Origin of the sequence: Streptomyces sp. NPDC005438 (assembly GCF_040606315.1) — a bacterium.
Taxonomy (GTDB): Bacteria; Actinomycetota; Actinomycetes; order Streptomycetales; family Streptomycetaceae; genus Streptomyces.
Map to the genome: position 1 here is coordinate 226,168 of NZ_JBEXEP010000009.1, position 20,173 is coordinate 246,340.

Below are 20,173 nucleotides of genomic sequence, written 5' to 3' on the forward strand. Positions count from 1 at the left end.
GCCTCACTGTAGATCGGCCGGGTCGGCCTCCCGCAGCCGGTAGCGCTGGAGCTTGCCCGTGGGGGTGCGGGGCAGGGAGCCGGCGAAGACGAAACGGCGGGGGCACTTGTAGGGGGCGATCTCGGCGCGGGTGAACTCCCGCAGCTCGTCGGCCGTCCCCTCGTCCGCCTCCCGCCCGGGGCGGAGCACCACGTGCGCGACCACCACGGCCCCGCGCTCCTCGTCGGGCACCCCCACCACGGCGACCTCCTCCACGTCGGGGTGCCGCAGCAGGGCGTCCTCCACCTCGGGGCCGGCGATGTTGTTGCCGCCGGAGATGATCATGTCGTCCGCGCGGGCGACGTAGCGGAAGTAGCCGTCGGGTTCGCGGACGTAGGTGTCCCCGGTGTGGTTCCAGCCGTCCCGTACGTACTCCCGCTGCCGTGGGTCGGCCAGGTAGCGGCAGCCGACGGGGCCACGGACCGCCAGCAGTCCGGGTTCCCCGTCCGGCACCGGCTCGCCGAGGACGTCCACCACCCGGGCCTCGAAGCCGGGCACCGGGACCCCGGTGGTGCCGGGGCGGATGTCCTCGTCGGCGGCGGAGATGAAGATGTGCAGCATCTCGGTGGCGCCGATGCCGTTGATCAGCCGTGTTCCGGTGCGCTCGTACCAGTCCCGCCAGGTGCCCTCGGTGAGGTTCTCCCCGGCCGAGACGCAGCGACGCAGCGAGGGCAGGTCCCGCCCGGTCTCCCGGAGTAGCGCGCCCATCCTGCGGTAGGCGGTGGGGGCGGTGAACAGCACCGTGACCCGGTGGCGTCGGATCGCCTCCAGCATCTGGTCGGGGCCGGCCCACTGGTCCAGCAGGGCGCTGGCGCCGGCCCGCAGCGGGAAGACCACCAGTCCGCCCAGCCCGAAGGTGAACCCCAGCGGGGGGCTGCCGGCGAACAGGTCCTCGGGGCGGGGGCGCAGCACCCGCTCGGAGAAGGTGTCGGCGACGGCCAGCACGTCCCGGTGGAAGTGCATACAGCCCTTGGGCCGCCCGGTGGTACCGGAGGTGAAGGCGATCAGGGCCACGTCGTCGGCGGCCACCGGCACCGCCTGGTACGAGGCGGGGCGCCGGGCGGCCAGCCGCAGCAGGTCGCCGGGCTCGTCCCCGCCGTAGGGGGTGACCCGCAGCCCGGGGATACCGGCGAGGTCCTCGACGCCGTCGGCCGCGCAGACCGCGTGCCGTACCCGGGCCAGCTCGCACAGGGTGCGCAGTTCGCGGCTGCGCTGGGCGGCCAGCACGGTGACCGCCACCCCGCCGGCCTTCATCACCGCCAGCCAACAGGCGGCCAGCGTGGGGGAGTTGGGGCCGCGCAGCAGGACCCGTTCGCCGGGGCGGACCCCCAGGTCCTGGGTGAGGGCGTGGGCGAGCTGGTTGACCCGGTTCCTCAGCTCCGCGTAGCTCCACACGGTGCCGGCGCCGTCCAGCAGGGCCGGCCGGTCGGCGCCGTACCGCTCGATGGTGGCGTCCAGCAGTTCCACCCCGCAGTTGAGCCGGTCGGGGTAGTCCGGCAGGGGCGGCCCCAGGGGCAGGTCGGGCCACTGGTCGCGTGGTGGCAGGTGGTCGCGGGCGAAGGTGTCCTGGTGTGCGGATGGGCTCAGTTCCATGGCGGTGCCCCTTCGCGGTGGCCGTCTGAGGGGCGGTTCCGGGCCGGGATCGGGGCGGTCCGCCCTAGGCTGAGCGTAACGTGTTCATGACGGCAGTCAACGGTACGCGATAGAGGAGTGGTGTGATGCCGGCCTTCGCCCTGGAGCCCGAGCAACGGCGGTGGTGCGCCTCGCTGCGCACCCTCGCTCAGGACACCCTGCGCCCCCTCGCCGAGCGGGGCGAGCCGGGAGTGGTCAACCGCCCCCTGGTACGGGCCCTGGGCGAGGAGGGGCTGCTGGCCCGGGTCTTCCCCGGTGACGGCCCCGGGGTCCGGCCCGCCGCGCTGGACCTGTGCCTGCTGCGCGAGTCACTGGCCTACGGCAGTACCGAGGCCGAGACCGCCCTCGCCCTCCAGGGGCTGGGCGCCTCCCCGGTGGCCCTGTCCGGCGACCCGGAACAGTGGGGCCGGTGGATGCCCGAGATGGTGGCCGGTCGGGCCGTGGCCGCCTTCGCCCTGTCCGAACCCGAGGCCGGCTCGGACGCCGCCGCCCTCCGGCTGGAGGCCCGACCGGCCGGCGACGGCTGGGAGTTGACCGGTACCAAGACCTGGATCTCCAACGCCCCCCAGGCCGACTTCTACTCGGTCTTCGCCCGCACCGGCGAGGCCGGCCCCCGGGGCGTCACCGCCTTCCTGGTGCCGGCCGACCGCCCGGGGCTGGGCGGTCAACCGCTGCGGATGCTCTCCCCCCACCCCATGGGCCGGCTCGACCTGGACCGGGTACTGGTGGGGCCCGGGGACGTGCTCGGTCAGGTCGGTGAGGGCTTCGCGGTGGCCATGCGTACCCTCAACCTCTTCCGGCCCAGCGTCGGCGCCTTCGCGGTGGGGATGGCCAGCGCCGCCCTGGACGCCGCCGTGCGGCACGCCGACGAGCGCACCGCCTTCGGCTCCCCGCTGCGCCAACTCCAGGCGGTCTCCCACCAGTTGGCGGAGATGGACACCAGGGTCGAGGCGGCCCGGCTGCTGGTGTACGCGGCGGCGTCCGCCGCCGACCGGGGCGAGGACGGGTTGGCCCGGTCCGCCGCCAGGGCCAAGCTCTACGCCACCGAGACCGCCCAGTTCGTGGTGGACGCCGCCGTACAGATCCACGGCGCCCGGGCCCTGGAGTGCGGCCACCTGCTGGAGCACCTCTACCGCGAGGTGCGGGCACCCCGTATCTATGAGGGAGCCACCGAAGTGCAACGCTCGATCATCGCGAAGGAGCTCTACCGGTGACCCTGGAACGCCTCAACCCCGAGCGGCTCGCACCCGCGACCGGCTTCTCCCACGCGGTGGTCGCCACCGGCTCCCGGCTGGTGTTCCTGGCCGGCCAGACCGCCCTGGACGCCCGGGGACGGATCGTGGGCGAGGACCTGCCCACCCAGTTCGACCAGGCGCTGGGCAACCTGCTGGCGGCCCTGGAGCACGCCGGCGGTCACCCCGACGACCTGGCCCGGGTCACCGTCTACACCACCGACGTGGACGCCTACCGGCGGCACGCCCGGGAGCTGGGCCGCATCTGGCGGGACCACGCCGGCCGGGACTACCCCGCGATGGCGCTGATCGGGGTGGTACGCCTGTGGGACGAGACCGCCCTGGTGGAACTGGACGGCGTGGCCGTCCTCCAGGAGTGAGCCCGGGGGGCGCGGAGTCAGCCCGGCCCCGCGCCCCCCGGACTCACCGGTCCTGGAAGATCTCGATCCGGGCGCCGACCTGGTTCAGCCGCCGGGCCAGGTCCTCGTACCCCCGGTTGATCACATAGACGTTGCGGAGCACCGAGGTGCCCTCCGCCGCCATCATCCCCAGCAGCACCACCACCGCCGGACGCAGCGCGGGCGGACACATCATCTCGGCGGCCCGCCACCGGGTCGGTCCCTCGACCAACACCCGGTGCGGGTCCAGGAGTTGGAGCCGCGCGCCGAGCCGGTTGAGGTCGGCCAGGTAGATGGCGCGGTTGTCGTACACCCAGTCGTGGATCAGCGTCTGCCCCTGCGCCACGGCGGCCAGCGCGGCGAAGAACGGCACGTTGTCGATGTTGAGGCCCGGGAACGGCATGGGGTGCACCTTGTCCACCGGGGCCCGCAGCTTCGACGGCCGCACGGTGAGGTCGACGAGCCTGGTACGGCCGTTGTCGGTGCGGTACTCCCGACCCCGGTCGTGGTCCAGGCCCATCTCCTCCAGGACCGCCAGCTCCACCTCCAGGAACTCCACCGGTACCCGCCGTACCGTCAGCTCCGAGTCGGTGACCACGGCGGCGGTCAGCAGGCTCATCGCCTCCACCGGGTCCTCCGAGGGGGAGTAGTCGACGTCCTCCTCGATGTACGGCCGGCCGTAGACGGTCAGCGAGGTGGTGCCCACCCCCTCGATCCGCACCCCGAGCTGCTCCAGGAAGAAGCACAGGTCCTGGACCATGTAGTTGGAGCTGGCGTTGCGGATCACCGTGACCCCGTCGTGCAGGGCGGCGGCCAGCAGCACGTTCTCGGTGACGGTGTCCCCGCGTTCGGTCAGCACGATCGGCCGGGCCGGGGTGACCTCCCGGTCGACCTCGGCGTGGTACGTGCCCTCGGTGGCGGTGACCTCCAGCCCGAAGTGCCGCAGCGCGTTCATGTGCGGGTGCACGGTCCGGGTGCCCAGGTCGCACCCGCCCGCGTAGGGGATGCGGAAGCGGTCCGCCCGGTGCAGCAGGGGGCCCAGGAACATGATGATGCTGCGGGTGCGCCGGGCCGCCTCGACGTCGATGTCCTCCAGGCGCAGCCGGGCCGGGGTGTGGATCTCCAGATCCGTGTCCTCGTTGATCCAACGGGCGCTCACGCCCAGGCTGTTGAGCACCTCCAGGAGCCGGAACACCTCCTCGATCCGGGCCACCTTGCGCAGCACGGTGCGCCCGGAGTTCAGCAGCGCCGCGCACAGCAGTCCCACACAGGCGTTCTTGCTGGTGCGTACGTCGATGGCGCCGCCCAGGCGACGTCCGCCGACCACCCGCAGATGGGTCGGCCCGGCTCTGCCGGCAGGGGGAACGAGCTGGGCGTCCAGGGCCTCGGAGATCCGGGCGACCAGCTCCATGCTGATCTCCCCGGTGCCGCGCTCGATCTGGTTCAACTCACCGGGACTGGTCTGCAGGGCCTCCGCCAGCTGGCTCTGGGTGAGCCCACGGTGTTCCCGGGCGTCACGGATGAGCAGGCCGATGCGGTGGTGGCTGGGGTCGGTCATAGCGAAAAGCTAGCCCGAGGGAACGCCGGACCCCCGTTTCCGGTAGGCCGTCCGTGTCAGGGGCGGGCGGGGACATGTCCGTGGATTGTTTGGGTACTATGCGAACAACCCAAGGAGTGCTGCCCATGAGACCCCAGCTGAGCGTCCCCCGCGCGGTGGCCGCCCGCCGCTCTGCCCTGCTCGTACTGCCCTACGCCGTGGCCGCCCTGGTCGTCGTGGTGTACCTGGCCCTCTTCCACGACCGCCTCCCCGACCGGCTGGCCTCGCACCACTCCGGGGACGGCAGGGCCGACGGCTGGACCTCGGCCTCCACCTACCTGACGGTCAGCCTGGCGCTCCTGCTCGGGATGGGCGTGATGTTCGCCGCGATCTCCGTGTTCAGCGCCGTCCCCCGCAACACCCTGCGGATCTTCTCCGCCCTCAGCTGGGGGACGGCGGGACTCCTCGGATACGTCCTGACCGGCAGCCTCCACGCCAACCTGGACGTGAAGGACCCCACCCAGGTCACCTTCCCGGACACGCAGTTGCTGATCGCCCTGGGAGTCGCCGCCCTGCCGGCCGGCCTGATCGGCTGGATGCTCGCCCGGTTCATGGGCGCCTCCCACGAACCGGACACCTCCGCCACCTCGGTACGGCACCTGGAACTGAAACCGGGCGAGGTCGCCAGCTGGTCCGGCACCCTCCGCTCCCGGGGCCTGCTCCTGCTCGGCGGACTCCTGGCCGCGCTCGCCCTGGTGCTCGCGGCCGTCGGGGTGCACCCCGCGGCCTGGGCTTCCCAACTGGTCGCCGCACTCCTGGTGTTGGCCTGTTCCGGGGTGCGGACCACGGTGGACCGGCGTGGACTGACCGTCCAGACGGTGCCGGTCTTCCCGCTGCGCCGCACCATAGGGCTGGAGCGCATCGTGGAGGCCGGCACCCGGGAGGTCTCCCCGATGGGCGAGTTCGGCGGCTGGGGCTACCGCGTACGTCCGGGCAAGCGGGGCGTCCTCCTGCGCTCCGGCGAGGCGCTGAGCGTACGGCTGCGCGAGGGGCGCGAGTTCGTGGTCACGGTCGACGACTCCCGTACCGGTGCCGCGCTGCTCAACACCCTGGTCCAGCGCCAGGGTGGCGCGGGCGACCCCGGAAAGGGGTAGCGGTCGTGCTGTTCCGCATCGACCCCGGCTCCCCGGTACCCCTCGGGGAACAGATCGCCGCCTGTGTACGGGGCGCGGTGGCCGACGGCCAGGTCACCGTCGGTCAACGGCTCCCCGCCGCCCGCGAGTTGGCCGACTCCCTGGGCATCAACGTGCACACCGTCCTGCGCGGCTACCAACGGCTGCGCGAGGAGGGCCTCATCGAACTGCGACGGGGCCGGGGGGCGGTGATCTCCCAGGAGGCCAGCGCCGAACGCGTACGGCTGGCCGACGAGGCCCGGCACCTCATCGACTCCGCACGCCGCCTGGGGCTCGTCGACGAGGAGATCCTGGACCTGGTACGGGGAGCGCTGACCCCCGGCTGAGGGGGCTGCCCTGTGGCCGCTCCCCGCGCCTGGCCCCACACCGACCCGGGCCCGGAGGGGAACAACGCCCTCGCGAGTGGCCGAGGTGGGCCGCCGGCGTCGGGTTGCCGTCGCGGTTGACCCTCCCGCCCCGTCCTAGGCGCCCGGTGGCTTCCCGCACGGGCAGGAGGCGAGGGCGTCGAACGCCTCCTGTTCGGCCCCTGTGGCGAAGACCCGGGAGGGTGCCGTCGCCCCTGGTGACCAGAGGGGGTAGTGGACCGCCGAGAAGGAGAGGTCTCCCCAGGGCTCACGCCGATGTACGCGACCGAGGGTCTGACCGCACCGGGCGCAGGTGATCCACGGGACCACCAACAGGTCCGGGGAGTCGGCTGGGTGACCTGGGAAGCCGTTCCCCGGGGCGAGGGGTTCCGTCGGGGCGAGGAGTCGGAGGGGGGAGTCGTCGTGGGGGAGGGCACGGCACCGCAGGAGCTGTTCCTCGGTGGCCTCGCGCTGGCCCCACATCTCGGCGAGCACGGACAGTTGGGCACGGTCGTACCCGCTGATCGTGAGGTCGTGTGCGAGCAGGGCGGAGACCAGGAGTGCGATCGCGCTCTCCTGCTCGCCCACCGACCAGCAGTCCATGACCTCCCGCGCCGGGGCGGGAGGGAGCAGGGCGGCCAGGGGCCGCCATACCTCCGCGTCAGCCGTCATGGGTCAGGCTGGTAGGGCCGGTGCGGGTGTCCGGTACGCCCAGCCCGTACGAGGACGTGGGCAGCGGCGACCGGACGAACTCACGCCCGGTGTCCGGGGGTTGAGGAGGAGGGGGCACCCCACCATGGTCCCTCAACGGGGCACGTGGAGGGGCGGTGCGGTGCCCCGCGAGAGGGCCGGCCGGGGGCGCGGGCGGTCGTGGGGTGGCCGACCCCGCCACCAGATCGTCCTGGGAACGGCCGGTGCCCCGTACGCCCTCGGGAACGGCCGTACGGGGCACCGTCGTTCGCTCCCCAGCCGAGGAAACACGTGGTCGCTGGGCGAGGCACCGCCGTAGGCTCCCACCCATGTCCCTCCGCGCCCGACTGCGCCAGTCCCTGACCGAAGCGATGCGTGCCCGCGACAAGCCCACCGTGAACGCCCTGCGCGCGACACTCGCCGCGCTGGACAACGCGGAGGCCGTGCCCGTGGACGACGCCGACCAGCGAGATTCGGCCCTCGAACACGCACCGGTCGGTGCCGGCGCCACCGACGTGGCGCGGCGTGAACTGAGTGAACGTCAGGTGGCCGAGGTGGTGCGAGCGGAGGCCGTCGAGCGGCTGGAGGCGGCGGAGGGGTTGACCGCCCCGGCCCAGGCGGACCATGTCACGCGACTTCGGGCGGAGGCCGCCGTACTGTTCCGGCTCCTTGAGGAGCACCCCTCCGCGTAGGGCATCCGGGCGGCGTCCCGGTACCAGTGCCAGCGGGTGTCGTCGGGTGCCCCCGTCAGCCGTAGGGGTGCGCGCCCGCGCCCGCTGACCCGGGCGGGCCCGTACGGCACCCGGGCGGAGCCGTACGAGCAGTGGGCTCCCCGCGAGTGCCCCTGATCGCTCCCGTCGGTCGGGGGTGGGTGACCCGCTGGCCCGGGTACCCGGCCGGGCCGGTGGTGGGTGGGCGGACCCGGCAACGGCCGGAGTCGGTCCGGCCGCGCGGGGTGGTCGCCCGGACCGGTACGGCGCGGTGGTGGACGGAGCGGAGTCCGGTGACCCCTCGGAGGTTCCCGGGGGTGCGAGTGAGGGGACCTCTGCCCAACCGCTCGGCCATCTTGTATAACGATGGAAACCACAGCAGTTGGCATGAGAGCACGCCTCCTGCGCGCTGTCCGGGTTCCTGACACCAGGCGTTGGAGGATGACAGATGAGGGTGAGTCTCAAGAACGTCGCCGAGCGTGCCGGGGTCTCGGTCAAGACCGTCTCCAACGTGGTCAACGACCACCCGCACGTCACGCCGGCGATGCGGGCCCGGGTGCAGCGCGCCATCGACGAGCTGGGCTACCGCCCCAACCCCACCGCCCGCCACCTGCGCAAAGGCCGTACCGGGCTGATCGGTCTGGCCGTGCCCGAGCTGGGCAACCCCTATTTCGCGGAGCTGGCCAGCGCGGTGATCGACATCGCCGGCCAGCACGACTACACCGTGCTGCTGGACCACACCCAGGGCCGCCGCGAGCAGGAGATCCTGGTCTGCCACGGGTTCCGGGCCCGGGTGATGGACGGGCTGATCCTCAGCCCGCTGGAGCTGGAGCACGAGGACCTCGCGGCCCGGGACGACGACTCCCCGCTGGTGCTGCTCGGCGAGCGGCGGTACGACCTGCCCTACGACCACATCGCGATCGACAACATCGCCGCCGCGCGGACGGCGGTACGGCACCTGGTGGACCTCGGGCGGCGGCGGATCGCCTTCCTGGGAGCCCGGGAGGACCGTAGCCATCCGCCCGCCCACCTGCGTTTCCTCGGCTGGCAGGCGGAGTTGGCGGCCTGCGGGATCAGCGCCGACGAGCACCTGGTGGTCACCGCGCGCAGCTGGGACCACGAAGACGGGGCCCAGGCGATGGCCCGGCTGCTGGACTCCGGGCAGCGGCCGGACGCGGTGTTCGCGTACAACGACCGGATCGCCATCGGCGCGATGCGGGTGATGTTCGAGCGGGGCCTGCGCATCCCCGAGGACATCGCGGTGGTGGGTTTCGACGACGTGACCGAGTCCCGGTACGGGGCGGTCACCCTCACCACCATCGCCCCCGACAAGCAGGCCATCGCGCGGCTGGCGGTGGAGTCGGTGATCGAGCGGCTCAAGCAACAGGGCGAGAGCGGTGGTTCGGCGGTCCGGCGGGAGCTGGAGCCGGGGTTCGAGCTGGTCAGGCGGGAGAGCACCCTGGGTCGCGCACCGCGCTGACCGGGCGGGACCCGGGGGTGTCCGAAGCGGGATGCCGGGTTGTGACGTCCACGGGTCGCACGGGGTATTTACACCGCCCTTTCAACGATGTAAAAAACGGAGCCACCGGCCCTCGCCGTCCGAGATGGGGTAATCCGCATGACGTCGCACTCCCGCAAGCTGACCAGAAACGTCCTCACCGTCGGACTGGCGCTGAGCCTGGCGCTGGCCGCCGGATGCAGCAAGTCCGAGGACGACGGGTCGGACAGCAACAGCTCCAAGTCCTCCAACGAGGAGGCCAACAAGCAGGTGGCCGAGGGCGACGGGGGCAAGCCCTGCCTGATCGACGACTACGGGGCGAAGAAGCTGGACCTGAAGAAGGCCACGGTCGGCTTCTCCCAGTCGGAGAAGGAGGCCAACCCCTTCCGTATCGCCGAGACCGCCTCCATCAAGGCCGAGGCCAGGAAGCGCGGCGTCAAGCTGCTGACCGCCAACGCGCAGTCCCAGTTCTCCAAGCAGATCAGCGACGTGCAGGACCTGATCGCCAAGGGCGCCGACCTGTTGGTGATCGCCCCGTTGAACTCCGACGGCTGGGAGCCGGTGCTCCGGTCGGCGCGGGCCAAGAAGATCCCGATCGTCACCGTGGACCGCAAGATCAACGCCAAGCCCTGCCAGGACTACGTGAGCTTCATCGGCTCGGACTTCGTCAAGCAGGGCGAGCGCGCCGCCGACGAACTGGTCAAGGCGACCAAGGGCAAGGGCGACGTGGCGATCCTGCTGGGCACCGCCGGCAACAACGTCACCACCCAGCGCACCAAGGGGTTCGAGGACCGGATCAAGGAGAAGGCCCCCGACCTGAAGGTGGTCTTCAAGCAGACCGGCGAGTTCACCCGGGAGAAGGGGCAGTCGGTCACCGAGAACCTCATCCAGTCCAAGCCGGGGATCAAGGGCATCTACGCCGAGAACGACGAGATGGGACTGGGCGCGGTGAACGCCCTCAAGAGCGCCGGCAAGAAGCCCGGTGACGTGAAGATCGTGACGGTGGACGGCACCCGCAAGGCCGTCCAGGGGATCGTGGACGGCTGGATCAGCGGGGTCATCGAGTCCAACCCGCGCTTCGGACCGCTGGCCTTCGCCACCTTCGACACCTTCACCCAGGGCAAGCCGGTGGGTCAGGACATCGTCATCAAGGACAGTCAGTACACCAGCCAGAACGCCAAGTCGGACCTGTCCAAGGCGTACTGACCCTCCCTCGCGCGGGGCGGACGCGGTGCCGGGCCACCGTCCTCGGCCCGGCCCCTCCGCCCCGCGCTGACACCCCAGGAGCACAGCGGTGACCGCACCTTCCGACCCAGCCGCCGACGTTCTGGCCGTCCAGGGCGTCACCAAGCGGTTCCCCGGCGTACTCGCCCTCGACGACGTCACCTTCGGTGTACGACCGGGACAGACCCACGCCCTGGTGGGGGAGAACGGCGCCGGCAAGTCCACCCTGATCAAGGTCCTCACCGGGGTCTACGCGCCGGACGGGGGCGAGGTGCGGTACCAGGGCCGGCCGGTGTCCTTCCCCACCCCGCTGGCCGCCCAGCACGCGGGGATCTCCACCATCTACCAGGAGGTCAACCTCATCCCGCTGATGAGCGTGGCCCGCAACCTGTTCCTGGGCCGCGAACCCCGCACTCGGCTGGGGCTGATCGACTTCTCCCGGATGCACCGGGAGGCGGCCGAGGTGTTGCGGGAGTACGGGGTGCGGGTCGACGTACGCCGTTCCCTGCGCGAACTGGGCGTCGGCGCCCAGCAGATGGTGGCCCTGGCACGGGCGGTCTCGGTGGACGCCCGGGTGGTGATCATGGACGAGCCCACCTCCTCGCTGGAACCCCGCGAGGTGGAGACCCTGTTCGAGGTGATCCGCCGGCTGCGGGCCCAGGACATCGCGGTGGTCTACGTCAGCCACCGGATGGAGGAGCTGTACGCGATCTGCGACACGGTCACCGTGCTGCGGGACGGTCGGCTGGTCCACACCGGTCCGCTGGCCGACACCAACCGCCTCCAACTGGTCTCGCTGATGCTCGGCCGGGAGATGGGACAGGTGCGGGCCGAGGGGGTCACCAAGTTCGCCGGCGCCCACGAGGCCGGAGCCGAGCCGGTGTTGAGCGCCGAGCGTCTCTCCCGCCGACACCAGCTGGACGACGTCTCGGTACGTATCCACCCCGGTGAGGTGGTCGGACTCGGAGGGTTGCTGGGTTCGGGCCGTACCGAGACGGCCAAGGTCATCGCCGGGGCGCTGGCCCCGGGGGAGGGCCGGATCACGGTCGCCGGCCAGCCGGTACGTACCGGCTCCACCCCGGCCGCGATCCGCGCCGGCATCAGCCTGCTGCCGGAGGACCGCAAGTCCGAGGGCATCCTCCCGGGACTGTCGGTGCGGGAGAACATCGTCGCCGCCGCCCTGCCCCGGATGTCCCGGCTGGGCCTGGTGTCCGAGAGCCGGGTGGACGCGGTGGTCGACACCTTCGTCAGACGGCTGCGTATCAAGGCGTCCAGCCCGCACCAGAAGGTGGGCGAACTCTCCGGCGGCAACCAGCAGAAGGTGCTGCTGGCCCGCTGGTTGGCGATGCACCCCAAGGTGCTGCTCCTGGACGAACCCACCCGGGGGATCGACGTCGGAGCCAAGGCCGAGGTGCAGAAGCTCATCGACGAACTGGCCGAGGAGGGGCTGGGCGTCCTGCTGATCTCCTCCGACGTGGAGGAACTGATCGAGGGGTCGGACCGGGTGGTGGTGTTGCGCGACGGCGCGGTGGTCGGTGAGCTGACCGGCGACCAGGTCACCGAGGACCAGCTGATGCGGACCATCGCGGCGGCGGCCGAGGAGGAGGGGCATGGCTGACGTCGCCCTGGGCGAGGGAAAGCGCACGGTCGACCGGCAACGGGTCGTCAACTGGCTACAGAGCTACGGCGTCTACGCCGGAGTCGCGGCCCTGCTGGTGTTCAACCTGCTGTTCACCGACCACTTCGCCTCCGGTGAGAACTTCCGTACCCAGGCCGTCCAGGTCGCGCCGATCCTCATCGTCGCCCTCGGCATGGCGCTGGCCATCGGGAGCGAGGGCATCGACCTGTCGGTGGGGTCGGTGATGGCCCTGTCCACCGCCCTGGTCTCGCTCTACCTCGGCTACGGACCATGGGCCGCCCTGTTCGTGGCCCTGCTCGGCGGGGCGGTGGTCGGGCTGGTGAACGGCTCCCTGGTGGCCCTGGTCGGGGTCCAACCCATCGTCGCCACCCTGGCGTTGATGGTGGGCTGCCGGGGGCTGGCCCAGGTGCTGCTGCCCCAGCTGGAGGACGTACGCAACCCCCAGATGGCCAGCCTCGGTTCCGGGAGCCTGCTCGGCGTGCCCTACGTGGCGCTGATCGCCGGGGTGCTGGCCGTGGTGGTGGGCCTCGCGGTACGCCGTACCACCTTCGGCCGGCAACTGCTGGCCATCGGTGACAGCCGCCCGGCCGCGCAGCTCGCCGGGCTGCCGGTGCGTCGGGTGCTGATCGTGGTGTACGTCAGCTCCGGGGTGCTGGCGGCGGTGGCCGGCTTCCTGGCCACCGCCCGACTCCAGGCCAGCGACCCCAGCGCGCTGGGCAACCTGATGGAACTGTCCGCCATCACCGCCGTGGTGGTCGGCGGCACCCCCCTGAGCGGTGGGCGGGTACGCATCGGCGGCACCGTGGCCGGCGCGGTGCTGATCCAACTGCTGACGGCCACCCTCATCAAGCACGATCTGCCCACCTCCTGGACGCAGATCGCGCAGGCCGTCGTGATCGTGTGCGCGGTGTACGTGGCACGGGAGAGGGGCAAGCGGTGAGCGCCGTCAGGGAAGGCCGGGACACCGGGGACACCAGGGACACCGGAGCCACGGGGACAACCGGGGCGGAGGACACCGGTACCGGGCGGGGGCAGCGCCTGAGCGCCCTGGCACAGCAACACGGGGCGCTGGTCGCGCTGTTGGTCCTGCTGGCGGTGGCCTCGCTGTCCTTCGACTCCTTCGCCACCGGCGACAACTTCGGCAACATCGCCATCTCCTCGGCGGTACTCGCCACCGTGGCCCTCGGCATGACCTTCGTCATCATCACCGGAGGCATCGACCTGTCGGTCGGCTCGGTGTTCGTCCTCGGCGGGGTGCTGGCCGCCTGGGGCTCCCGGTACGGGACCCTGGTGGCCCTGCTGCTTCCGCTGGCGGTCTGCGGGCTGATCGGCCTGGTCAACGGGCTGTTGGTGGCCCGGGTACGGCTGGCCCCGTTCATCGTGACCCTGGCCTCCATGCTGGGGGCGCGCGGCATCATGCTGACCCTCACCGACGAGGGCAACGACACCTACCTGGTCGACAAGGACTCCCTGTTCGCCACCCTGGGCCAGGGCACCCTGCTGGGCGTGCACCTGCCGGTGTGGATCACCGGAGCGCTGTTCCTGGTGGGCGGACTGGTGCTGCGCCGTACCCGGTTCGGGCAGCACGTGTACGCGGTCGGGGGCAACGAGGACGCGGCGGCCCTGATGGGTGTCCCGGTGGCCCGCACCAAGATCGCGGTCTTCACCCTCTCCGGGTTGCTGGCCGGGCTCGCCGGGGTCCTCAACGCCGCGTACCTCGCCTCCGGGGTGACCATCCTGGGGCTGGGCATGGAACTGGACGCGATCGCCGCCGTGGTCATCGGCGGCACCCTGCTGAGCGGCGGGATGGGCTTCGTCAGCGGTTCGCTGGTCGGGGTGCTGCTGCTGAAGGTGATCCAGAACGTGATCAACCAGATCGGTTCCCTGGACTCGGCCTACCAGCAGGTGGTCAGCGGCGCCTTCCTGATCCTGGTGGTCATCGCGCAGACCTGGCTGGCCCGCCGTCGCCGGATCGCCTGAGCGGTACGGGGGCGGCCCGACCTCCGTACCGGGAGCGGACCGTGGGGTTCAGATGGTCTCCGGTTCCGCGTACCGTTCGGCGGCGCCGGGTTCGTGGGGGCTGTCCGGGTCCTCCTCGACATGGACCTCGGCGCCGTCACCGACGTACCAGACCAGCACGCCGCCCCCCACCTCGGGGACGTGCGCGGGCGCGGTCACCAGTTCCTCCGTCACGGTACGGGGGCCGGCGGGCGTCTCGAACCGGAACGTGACCGTGAGCACCGGGCCGCCGTAGCTCCACGACGAACCGTGCCCGACGCTCAGCACCTCGCCCCGCACCCGGGTGCCCTGCCCCCGTACCCGCCCGATGCGGTCGTGCAGGGCGGCGACCCCTCGTACGGCGCGCGCCCGCCACCGCGCGCAGAGGACCGTCGCCAGCAGGCCGACCGCCGCGACACCCGCGGCGACCACCCGGGTCCCGCCGTCCTCCGTGACCAGGGCGACCGCACCGGCCACGGTGACGCCGAACAGGGCCGGGGTGAAGCCCTCGCGGTCGTCCTCCAGGTTCCGCGCCCTCTGACCGGTGATGCCGGGGACCTCGTCGAGGTTCGCCGGCAGCGGCAGGCTCCGCCGGTACAGCGGCCGGGCCACCCGGGCGAGCGCGAGGGCCAGGAACACACAGGCCAGCGTGGCCGCGATCGACAGCCCCTCCGACCCCGGTCGCCTCGGCTCGCCCACGAACCCGGGCACCGCGTGGTGGAACACCAGCAGGGTCGCGGCTCCCGCCAGGAGCGCGACCGCCCCCCGTACCGCGTACAGCGCCGTACCTGACATCCCGCGCCTCCCCGAGCCCGTACTGTCCGGGTCCATCCTGTCCGAACCCCAACGGCCCTGCCAGGGGCGGTGGTTGGGGTCAGGACGGTGGAAGCCCCGGTACGAGGCCGGGGCCGACCGGACGGGCCGCCTGCTGGAGCCGGAGCGGTGACCGCCGAGAACCGACCGGAGGGGGCCCACGTCCCGGACGCGTTCACCGAACCGCTGAACCTCACGCCCCGGTGCCACGAGGGCGTCCCCTCGCGTGGTACGGCAGGCCGGCCCGAGGGGAGCGCGCCCCTCGTACGGCGGGTACGTCCGGTACGGCGGGTACGGCGAGGTCGCCGGGTGTGAGCCGGCCCCCGTCAGGAGCCTGCCGCGCCCGTGCCCTCGGCGCTGTTCCCGTCGGCGATCCGCTCGGCGACGGAGAACGGCGTGCCGCAGTCCGGGCAGGAGGCGTGTCCGAACGCGTGGGTCAGCGCGTGGGCGACCTCGTACTGACCGTTCGCGAGCGCGGCGTCGTGGAGGCGCCGGCCGATGCCGTCCAGGTCGGCGGGGTTCGCCGGTCGCAGGGGTCCCGTCTCGACGGGCCCGTCCGCGAGCGCGTGGTCCTCGCTGCTGCAGAAGAACCCCCGCTCACCGAGGACGACGTACAGGCCGGCCCGGCAGTCGGGGCAGTCGACCTGGTACTCCTCGTCGACCAGCCCGCGGACCAGTTCCTCGCCCCAGCCCACCTCGCCCTCGAAAGCCAGCAGGGCTCCCAGCAGGTGGAGGTAGTCGGCGCGGTCGGCCGTGGTACGAAGCCGCTGGTTCACCCTCGCCAGGAGGTCCTTGACCCGCGCCGCGTACTTCCGGCGTACCTCGCCGGCCTCGTGGGACCGGTCGGCACCCGCCATGATGGCGCCGGCCAGGGTCAGGGCGTCGAGCGCCCGCCCCTCGTCGTCGCTACCGGCCATCTCCGCCAGCCAGGGCAACGCCGCGAAGCTGGCCGAGTAGACGCTGCCCTGGTGGCACAGCGCCGACCACAGGTCGTTCCACAGCTCCGGGTCCGGCGCCCCCGCGAGCTGGTCCAACAGGGCGGGTACGTCCTCCGCCGAGCCGTAGGCGTGGCTGAGCCGCGACCAGTCCGTCATGAGGGGCATCCAACCAGGCGGACACTCCGGGGCCGGCCGCCCGGCCGTACCGCCGTGTCCCGGCCGGGCGGGTAGCTTCTTGACCCTCACACCGTGTCAGGCGGTCAGCTCGGAGACACCATGTTCACCATCGGAGACTTCGCCCGGCACGGCCGCGTCTCGGTCAGGATGCTGCGCCACTACGACGCGACGGGCCTGCTGCGCCCGGCCCATGTCGACCCCGCCAGCGGCTACCGCTACTACACCGGCGCCCAACTCGCCCGCCTCAACCGGATCATCGCGCTCAAGGACCTGGGCTTCACCCTCCAGCAGGTCCGGGACATCGTGGACGAGAGGGTCACCGCCGGGGAGCTGCGCGGGATGCTACGGCTGCGGCGGGCCGAACTGGAGAGCGCCGTGGCCGAGGCGGGAGCACGGCTGGTCCAGGTCGAGTCGAGGCTCCGAGCGATCGAGAGTGAGGGGCACATGCCCACGAACGACGTCGTCCTCAAGACCGTCCCCACCGTCCGGGTGGCGGAACTGACCGCGACCGCCGCGAGTTACGAACCCGGCGACATCGGCCCGGTCATCAGGCCGCTCTACGAGGAGCTGTTCCGGCGCCTGGGCGCGGCGGGTGTCACGCCCACCGGCCCCGGCATCGCCTCGTACGAGGACGCCCCCGAGGGCGGTGGCGGGATCATCGTCCACGCCGCCGTCCAGGTCGCCGCCCCGCTCCGGTCGGGTGCCTTCCGCGTCCTCGACCTGCCGGCCCTCGACCACGCCGCGACCGTCGTACACCGTGGCTCGATGGACACCGTGCTCCCCACCGCCCAACTCCTGGCCCGCTGGATCGACGACAACGGTTACCGGTCGAACGGCTACCCCCGCGAGGTCAACCTGGAGTGCCCCGAGGACCGCGACCAGTGGGTCACCGAACTCCAGGCGCCGGTGACCCCGGTCTGATCGTGACGCGCCCCGGCCCGAGGGGTGGTCACACGGGTGGTGGGAGGCCGTACACGCCTGCCGCCACCCGGCCCCTCTCCGAGGGCACGGGCGGCAGTTGAGGGAGCCAGGGCATGAGGAACACGCGGTCGTGTACTAGAGTTATCTCGACATCGAGATATCTGACGCGAGGTGTACCGTGACCGCTCAGCCGGACACCGACAGGTAAGGCCAACCTAACTAAGTCTTACCTTATCGGGGCCGTTCCGGGTAGTGGCGGGAGGATGGCAGCGGTACGCGAGCTTTTATGCACTGAAGGAGACTGTCGTGTCGGCGAACAGCTTCGACGCCCGGACCACCCTGCGTGTGGGCGACGAGTCGTACGAGATCTTCAAGCTGGACAAGGTCGAGGGCTCCGCCCGACTCCCGTACAGCCTGAAGGTGCTGCTGGAGAACCTGCTGCGCACCGAGGACGGTGCCAACATCACCGCCGACCACATTCGTGCGCTCGGCAACTGGGACCCCTCCGCCCAGCCCCACCAGGAGATCCAGTTCACGCCGGCCCGGGTCATCATGCAGGACTTCACCGGTGTGCCCTGCGTGGTCGACCTCGCCACCATGCGCGAGGCCGTCAAGGAGCTGGGCGGGGACGCCGGGCGCATCAACCCCCTGGCCCCCGCCGAGCTGGTCATCGACCACTCGGTGATCGCCGACAAGTTCGGCACCAGCAACGCCTTCACCCAGAACGTGGAGCTGGAGTACGGCCGCAACCGTGAGCGCTACCAGTTCCTGCGCTGGGGCCAGACCGCCTTCGACGAGTTCAAGGTGGTGCCCCCCGGCACCGGCATCGTGCACCAGGTGAACATCGAGCACCTGGCCCGTTCGGTGATGGTGCGCGACGGCCAGGCGTACCCGGACACCCTGGTCGGCACCGACTCCCACACCACCATGGTCAACGGCCTCGGTGTGCTGGGCTGGGGCGTCGGCGGCATCGAGGCCGAGGCCGCCATGCTCGGCCAGCCGGTGTCGATGCTGATCCCCCGGGTGGTCGGCTTCAAGCTGACCGGCGAGCTGTCCCCGGGCACCACCGCCACCGACCTGGTGCTGACCATCACCGAGATGCTGCGCAAGCACGGTGTGGTGGGCAAGTTCGTGGAGTTCTACGGCGAGGGCGTGGCCGCCACCTCGCTGGCCAACCGCGCCACCATCGGCAACATGTCGCCCGAGTTCGGTTCCACCGCGGCGATCTTCCCGATCGACGGCGAGACCATCAACTACCTGAAGCTGACCGGCCGTAGCGAGCAGCAGCTCGCCCTGGTCGAGGCCTACGCCAAGGAACAGGGTCTGTGGCTGGACCCGACCGCCGAGCCGGCCTTCTCCGAGAAGCTGGAGCTGGACCTCTCCACGGTGGTCCCCTCCATCGCCGGTCCCAAGCGCCCCCAGGACCGCATCGCGCTGTCCGAGGCCAAGTCCCAGTTCGCCGTGGACGTCCGCAACTACGTGCCCAACGTGGACAGCGACGAGGCGGGCAAGGAGTCCTTCCCGGCCTCCGACGCCCCGGCCGTCTCCAACGGGGTGCCCAGCAAGCCCACCACGGTCACCGCCGCCGACGGCTCCACCTACGAGATCGACCACGGTGCCGTCACCGTCGCGGCCATCACCTCCTGCACCAACACCTCCAACCCCAACGTGATGGTGGCCGCCGCCCTGGTGGCGAAGAAGGCGGTGGAGCGGGGTCTCACCCGCAAGCCGTGGGTGAAGACCACCCTGGCCCCCGGCTCCAAGGTCGTGACCGACTACTTCGACCGGGCCGGCCTCACCCCGTACCTGGACAAGGTGGGCTTCAACCTGGTCGGCTACGGCTGCACCACCTGCATCGGCAACTCCGGCCCGCTGCCGGAGGAGGTCTCCAAGGCGGTCAACGACAACGACCTGGCCGTCACCTCGGTGCTGTCCGGCAACCGCAACTTCGAGGGCCGGATCAACCCCGACGTCAAGATGAACTACCTGGCCTCGCCCCCGCTGGTGGTGGCCTACGCCCTGGCCGGCTCCATGAAGGTGGACATCACCACCGAGGCGCTGGGCACCGACCCCGACGGCAAGCCGGTGTTCCTGGAGGACATCTGGCCCACCGAGGCCGAGGTCAACGAGGTGGTGGCCTCCGCCATCGGCCAGGAGATGTTCACCTCCTCCTACGAGGACGTGTTCGCCGGCGACGCCCAGTGGCAGGCCCTCCCGGTGCCCACCGGCAACACCTTTGAGTGGGACCCGGAGTCCACCTACGTCCGCAAGCCCCCGTACTTCGAGGGCATGGCCATGGACCCGGAGCCGGTCTCGGACATCTCCGGCGCCCGGGTGCTGGCCAAGCTGGGGGACTCGGTCACCACCGACCACATCTCCCCGGCCGGCGCCATCAAGGCCGACACCCCGGCCGGCAAGTACCTCACCGAGCACGGTGTCGCCCGGCGGGACTTCAACTCCTACGGTTCCCGGCGCGGCAACCACGAGGTGATGATCCGGGGCACCTTCGCCAACATCCGGCTGCGCAACCAGATCGCGCCCGGCACCGAGGGCGGCTACACCCGCGACTTCACCCAGGCCGAGGCTGCCGCCGAGGCGCCGGTGAGCTTCATCTACGACGCCTCCCGCAACTACCAGGAGGCCGGCATCCCGCTGGTCATCCTGGCCGGCAAGGAGTACGGTTCCGGCTCCTCGCGCGACTGGGCCGCCAAGGGCACCGCGCTGCTGGGCGTCAAGGCGGTCATCGCCGAGAGCTACGAGCGCATCCACCGCTCCAACCTCATCGGCATGGGCGTGCTGCCGCTCCAGTTCCCCGAGGGCGCCTCGGCGGAGTCGCTCGGGCTCAGCGGTGAGGAGACGTTCTCCTTCAGCGGGATCACCGCGCTGAACGACGGCGGCATCCCCGAGACCGTACGGGTGAGCACCGACAGCGGTGTGGAGTTCGACGCCAAGGTCCGTATCGACACTCCCGGCGAGGCCGACTACTACCGCAACGGCGGGATCATGCAGTACGTGCTGCGGTCCCTGATCCGCAAGTAATCCGGGGGCGCACGCCCATTGTCCAGGCGGCGCCGTACCCCATAAGCATGGGGTACGGCGCCGCCTGGCGTCGTTGAGGTCTCAACTCGGGAAAGACTGCGGGCAACCTTGCACTCGATCTTGCCCCCTTGAGGAGAAGTGGACTATACCT

17 protein-coding genes are annotated in these 20,173 nt (G+C 71.5%); 12 read left to right on the forward strand and 5 right to left on the reverse strand.

Going from position 1 to position 20,173, the window contains the following annotated elements:
- Positions 1–3: 3 nt before the first annotated feature.
- Entirely contained in the window at positions 4–1,632 is a 1,629-nt protein-coding gene (locus tag ABZT14_RS20245) for an AMP-binding protein (protein ID WP_356304656.1), read from the reverse strand.
- Positions 1,633–1,757: 125 nt separating this feature from the next.
- Between ABZT14_RS20245 and ABZT14_RS20250 the strand changes: the two genes are divergently transcribed.
- Complete coding sequence (locus tag ABZT14_RS20250) at positions 1,758–2,885, forward strand: acyl-CoA dehydrogenase family protein (RefSeq protein WP_356304658.1); 1,128 nt, start codon at positions 1,758–1,760, stop codon at positions 2,883–2,885.
- Positions 2,882–3,283: a RidA family protein gene (locus ABZT14_RS20255; RefSeq protein WP_356304661.1), complete on the forward strand. Its 402-nt coding sequence runs from the start codon at positions 2,882–2,884 to the stop codon at positions 3,281–3,283. Before ABZT14_RS20250 ends, ABZT14_RS20255 begins: the two co-directional genes overlap by 4 nt.
- A gap of 43 nt (positions 3,284–3,326) precedes the next feature.
- On the opposite strand, the gene ABZT14_RS20260 is transcribed toward ABZT14_RS20255, so the two are convergent.
- A complete protein-coding gene (locus ABZT14_RS20260; RefSeq protein ID WP_356304664.1) occupies positions 3,327–4,859 on the reverse strand; it encodes a UDP-N-acetylglucosamine 1-carboxyvinyltransferase in 1,533 nt (510 codons plus the stop codon).
- 125 nt (positions 4,860–4,984) lie between these two features.
- Between ABZT14_RS20260 and ABZT14_RS20265 the strand changes: the two genes are divergently transcribed.
- Positions 4,985–5,992, forward strand: coding sequence for a DUF1648 domain-containing protein (locus tag ABZT14_RS20265; RefSeq protein WP_356304667.1), 1,008 nt, complete (start codon positions 4,985–4,987; stop codon positions 5,990–5,992).
- A 5-nt stretch (positions 5,993–5,997) separates the two neighbouring features.
- Complete coding sequence (locus tag ABZT14_RS20270) at positions 5,998–6,357, forward strand: GntR family transcriptional regulator (RefSeq protein WP_356304670.1); 360 nt, start codon at positions 5,998–6,000, stop codon at positions 6,355–6,357.
- A 135-nt stretch (positions 6,358–6,492) separates the two neighbouring features.
- On the opposite strand, the gene ABZT14_RS20275 is transcribed toward ABZT14_RS20270, so the two are convergent.
- Positions 6,493–7,047: a hypothetical protein gene (locus ABZT14_RS20275; RefSeq protein WP_356304673.1), complete on the reverse strand. Its 555-nt coding sequence runs from the start codon at positions 7,045–7,047 to the stop codon at positions 6,493–6,495.
- A gap of 389 nt (positions 7,048–7,436) precedes the next feature.
- On the opposite strand from ABZT14_RS20275, the gene ABZT14_RS20280 reads away from it, so the two are divergent.
- The 6 genes from ABZT14_RS20280 to ABZT14_RS20305 all read left to right on the forward strand — a co-directional run bounded on the left by ABZT14_RS20280 (position 7,437) and on the right by ABZT14_RS20305 (position 14,116).
- Positions 7,437–7,757, forward strand: a complete 321-nt coding sequence (locus tag ABZT14_RS20280) for a hypothetical protein (RefSeq protein ID WP_356304738.1) — start codon at positions 7,437–7,439, stop codon at positions 7,755–7,757.
- A 466-nt stretch (positions 7,758–8,223) separates the two neighbouring features.
- Positions 8,224–9,255, forward strand: a complete 1,032-nt coding sequence (locus ABZT14_RS20285) for a LacI family DNA-binding transcriptional regulator (protein WP_356304675.1) — start codon at positions 8,224–8,226, stop codon at positions 9,253–9,255.
- A 132-nt stretch (positions 9,256–9,387) separates the two neighbouring features.
- On the forward strand, positions 9,388–10,479 hold the full coding sequence (locus tag ABZT14_RS20290) for an ABC transporter substrate-binding protein (RefSeq protein ID WP_356304740.1): 1,092 nt from the start codon (positions 9,388–9,390) through the stop codon (positions 10,477–10,479).
- Between the two features lie 88 nt (positions 10,480–10,567).
- Positions 10,568–12,115: a sugar ABC transporter ATP-binding protein gene (locus tag ABZT14_RS20295; RefSeq protein WP_356304678.1), complete on the forward strand. Its 1,548-nt coding sequence runs from the start codon at positions 10,568–10,570 to the stop codon at positions 12,113–12,115.
- A complete protein-coding gene (locus ABZT14_RS20300; RefSeq protein WP_356304681.1) occupies positions 12,108–13,076 on the forward strand; it encodes an ABC transporter permease in 969 nt (322 codons plus the stop codon). The genes ABZT14_RS20295 and ABZT14_RS20300 overlap by 8 nt, the downstream gene beginning before the upstream one ends.
- A gap of 98 nt (positions 13,077–13,174) precedes the next feature.
- Positions 13,175–14,116: an ABC transporter permease gene (locus ABZT14_RS20305; protein WP_356304743.1), complete on the forward strand. Its 942-nt coding sequence runs from the start codon at positions 13,175–13,177 to the stop codon at positions 14,114–14,116.
- A 48-nt stretch (positions 14,117–14,164) separates the two neighbouring features.
- Here ABZT14_RS20305 and ABZT14_RS20310 read toward each other — a convergent pair whose 3' ends face one another.
- Entirely contained in the window at positions 14,165–14,929 is a 765-nt protein-coding gene (locus ABZT14_RS20310) for a hypothetical protein (protein ID WP_356304684.1), read from the reverse strand.
- A gap of 344 nt (positions 14,930–15,273) precedes the next feature.
- Positions 15,274–16,041, reverse strand: a complete 768-nt coding sequence (locus ABZT14_RS20315) for a hypothetical protein (RefSeq protein WP_356304687.1) — start codon at positions 16,039–16,041, stop codon at positions 15,274–15,276.
- A gap of 120 nt (positions 16,042–16,161) precedes the next feature.
- On the opposite strand from ABZT14_RS20315, the gene ABZT14_RS20320 reads away from it, so the two are divergent.
- Both ABZT14_RS20320 and acnA read left to right on the forward strand, forming a co-directional pair.
- The gene (locus ABZT14_RS20320) at positions 16,162–16,983 is read left to right on the forward strand and encodes a MerR family transcriptional regulator (RefSeq protein WP_356304690.1); all 822 of its coding nucleotides are present in this window, start codon (positions 16,162–16,164) and stop codon (positions 16,981–16,983) included.
- A gap of 306 nt (positions 16,984–17,289) precedes the next feature.
- Positions 17,290–20,022, forward strand: coding sequence for an aconitate hydratase AcnA (gene acnA / locus ABZT14_RS20325; protein WP_356304693.1), 2,733 nt, complete (start codon positions 17,290–17,292; stop codon positions 20,020–20,022).
- Positions 20,023–20,173 lie beyond the last annotated feature (151 nt).

Excerpts from the sequence above, each read along its gene's own strand:
- ABZT14_RS20315 (WP_356304687.1), bottom strand. The coding sequence starts at position 16,041 with ATGACGGACTGGTCGCGGCTCAGCCACGCCTACGGCTCGGCGGAGGAC.
- ABZT14_RS20300 (WP_356304681.1), top strand. The coding sequence starts at position 12,108 with ATGGCTGACGTCGCCCTGGGCGAGGGAAAGCGCACGGTCGACCGGCAA.
- ABZT14_RS20285 (WP_356304675.1), top strand. The coding sequence starts at position 8,224 with ATGAGGGTGAGTCTCAAGAACGTCGCCGAGCGTGCCGGGGTCTCGGTC.
- ABZT14_RS20320 (WP_356304690.1), top strand. The coding sequence starts at position 16,162 with ATGTTCACCATCGGAGACTTCGCCCGGCACGGCCGCGTCTCGGTCAGG.
- ABZT14_RS20265 (WP_356304667.1), top strand. The coding sequence starts at position 4,985 with ATGAGACCCCAGCTGAGCGTCCCCCGCGCGGTGGCCGCCCGCCGCTCT.
- ABZT14_RS20245 (WP_356304656.1), bottom strand. The coding sequence starts at position 1,632 with ATGGAACTGAGCCCATCCGCACACCAGGACACCTTCGCCCGCGACCAC.
- ABZT14_RS20260 (WP_356304664.1), bottom strand. The coding sequence starts at position 4,859 with ATGACCGACCCCAGCCACCACCGCATCGGCCTGCTCATCCGTGACGCC.
- ABZT14_RS20275 (WP_356304673.1), bottom strand. The coding sequence starts at position 7,047 with ATGACGGCTGACGCGGAGGTATGGCGGCCCCTGGCCGCCCTGCTCCCT.
- ABZT14_RS20250 (WP_356304658.1), top strand. The coding sequence starts at position 1,758 with ATGCCGGCCTTCGCCCTGGAGCCCGAGCAACGGCGGTGGTGCGCCTCG.
- ABZT14_RS20310 (WP_356304684.1), bottom strand. The coding sequence starts at position 14,929 with ATGTCAGGTACGGCGCTGTACGCGGTACGGGGGGCGGTCGCGCTCCTG.
- ABZT14_RS20280 (WP_356304738.1), top strand. The coding sequence starts at position 7,437 with ATGCGTGCCCGCGACAAGCCCACCGTGAACGCCCTGCGCGCGACACTC.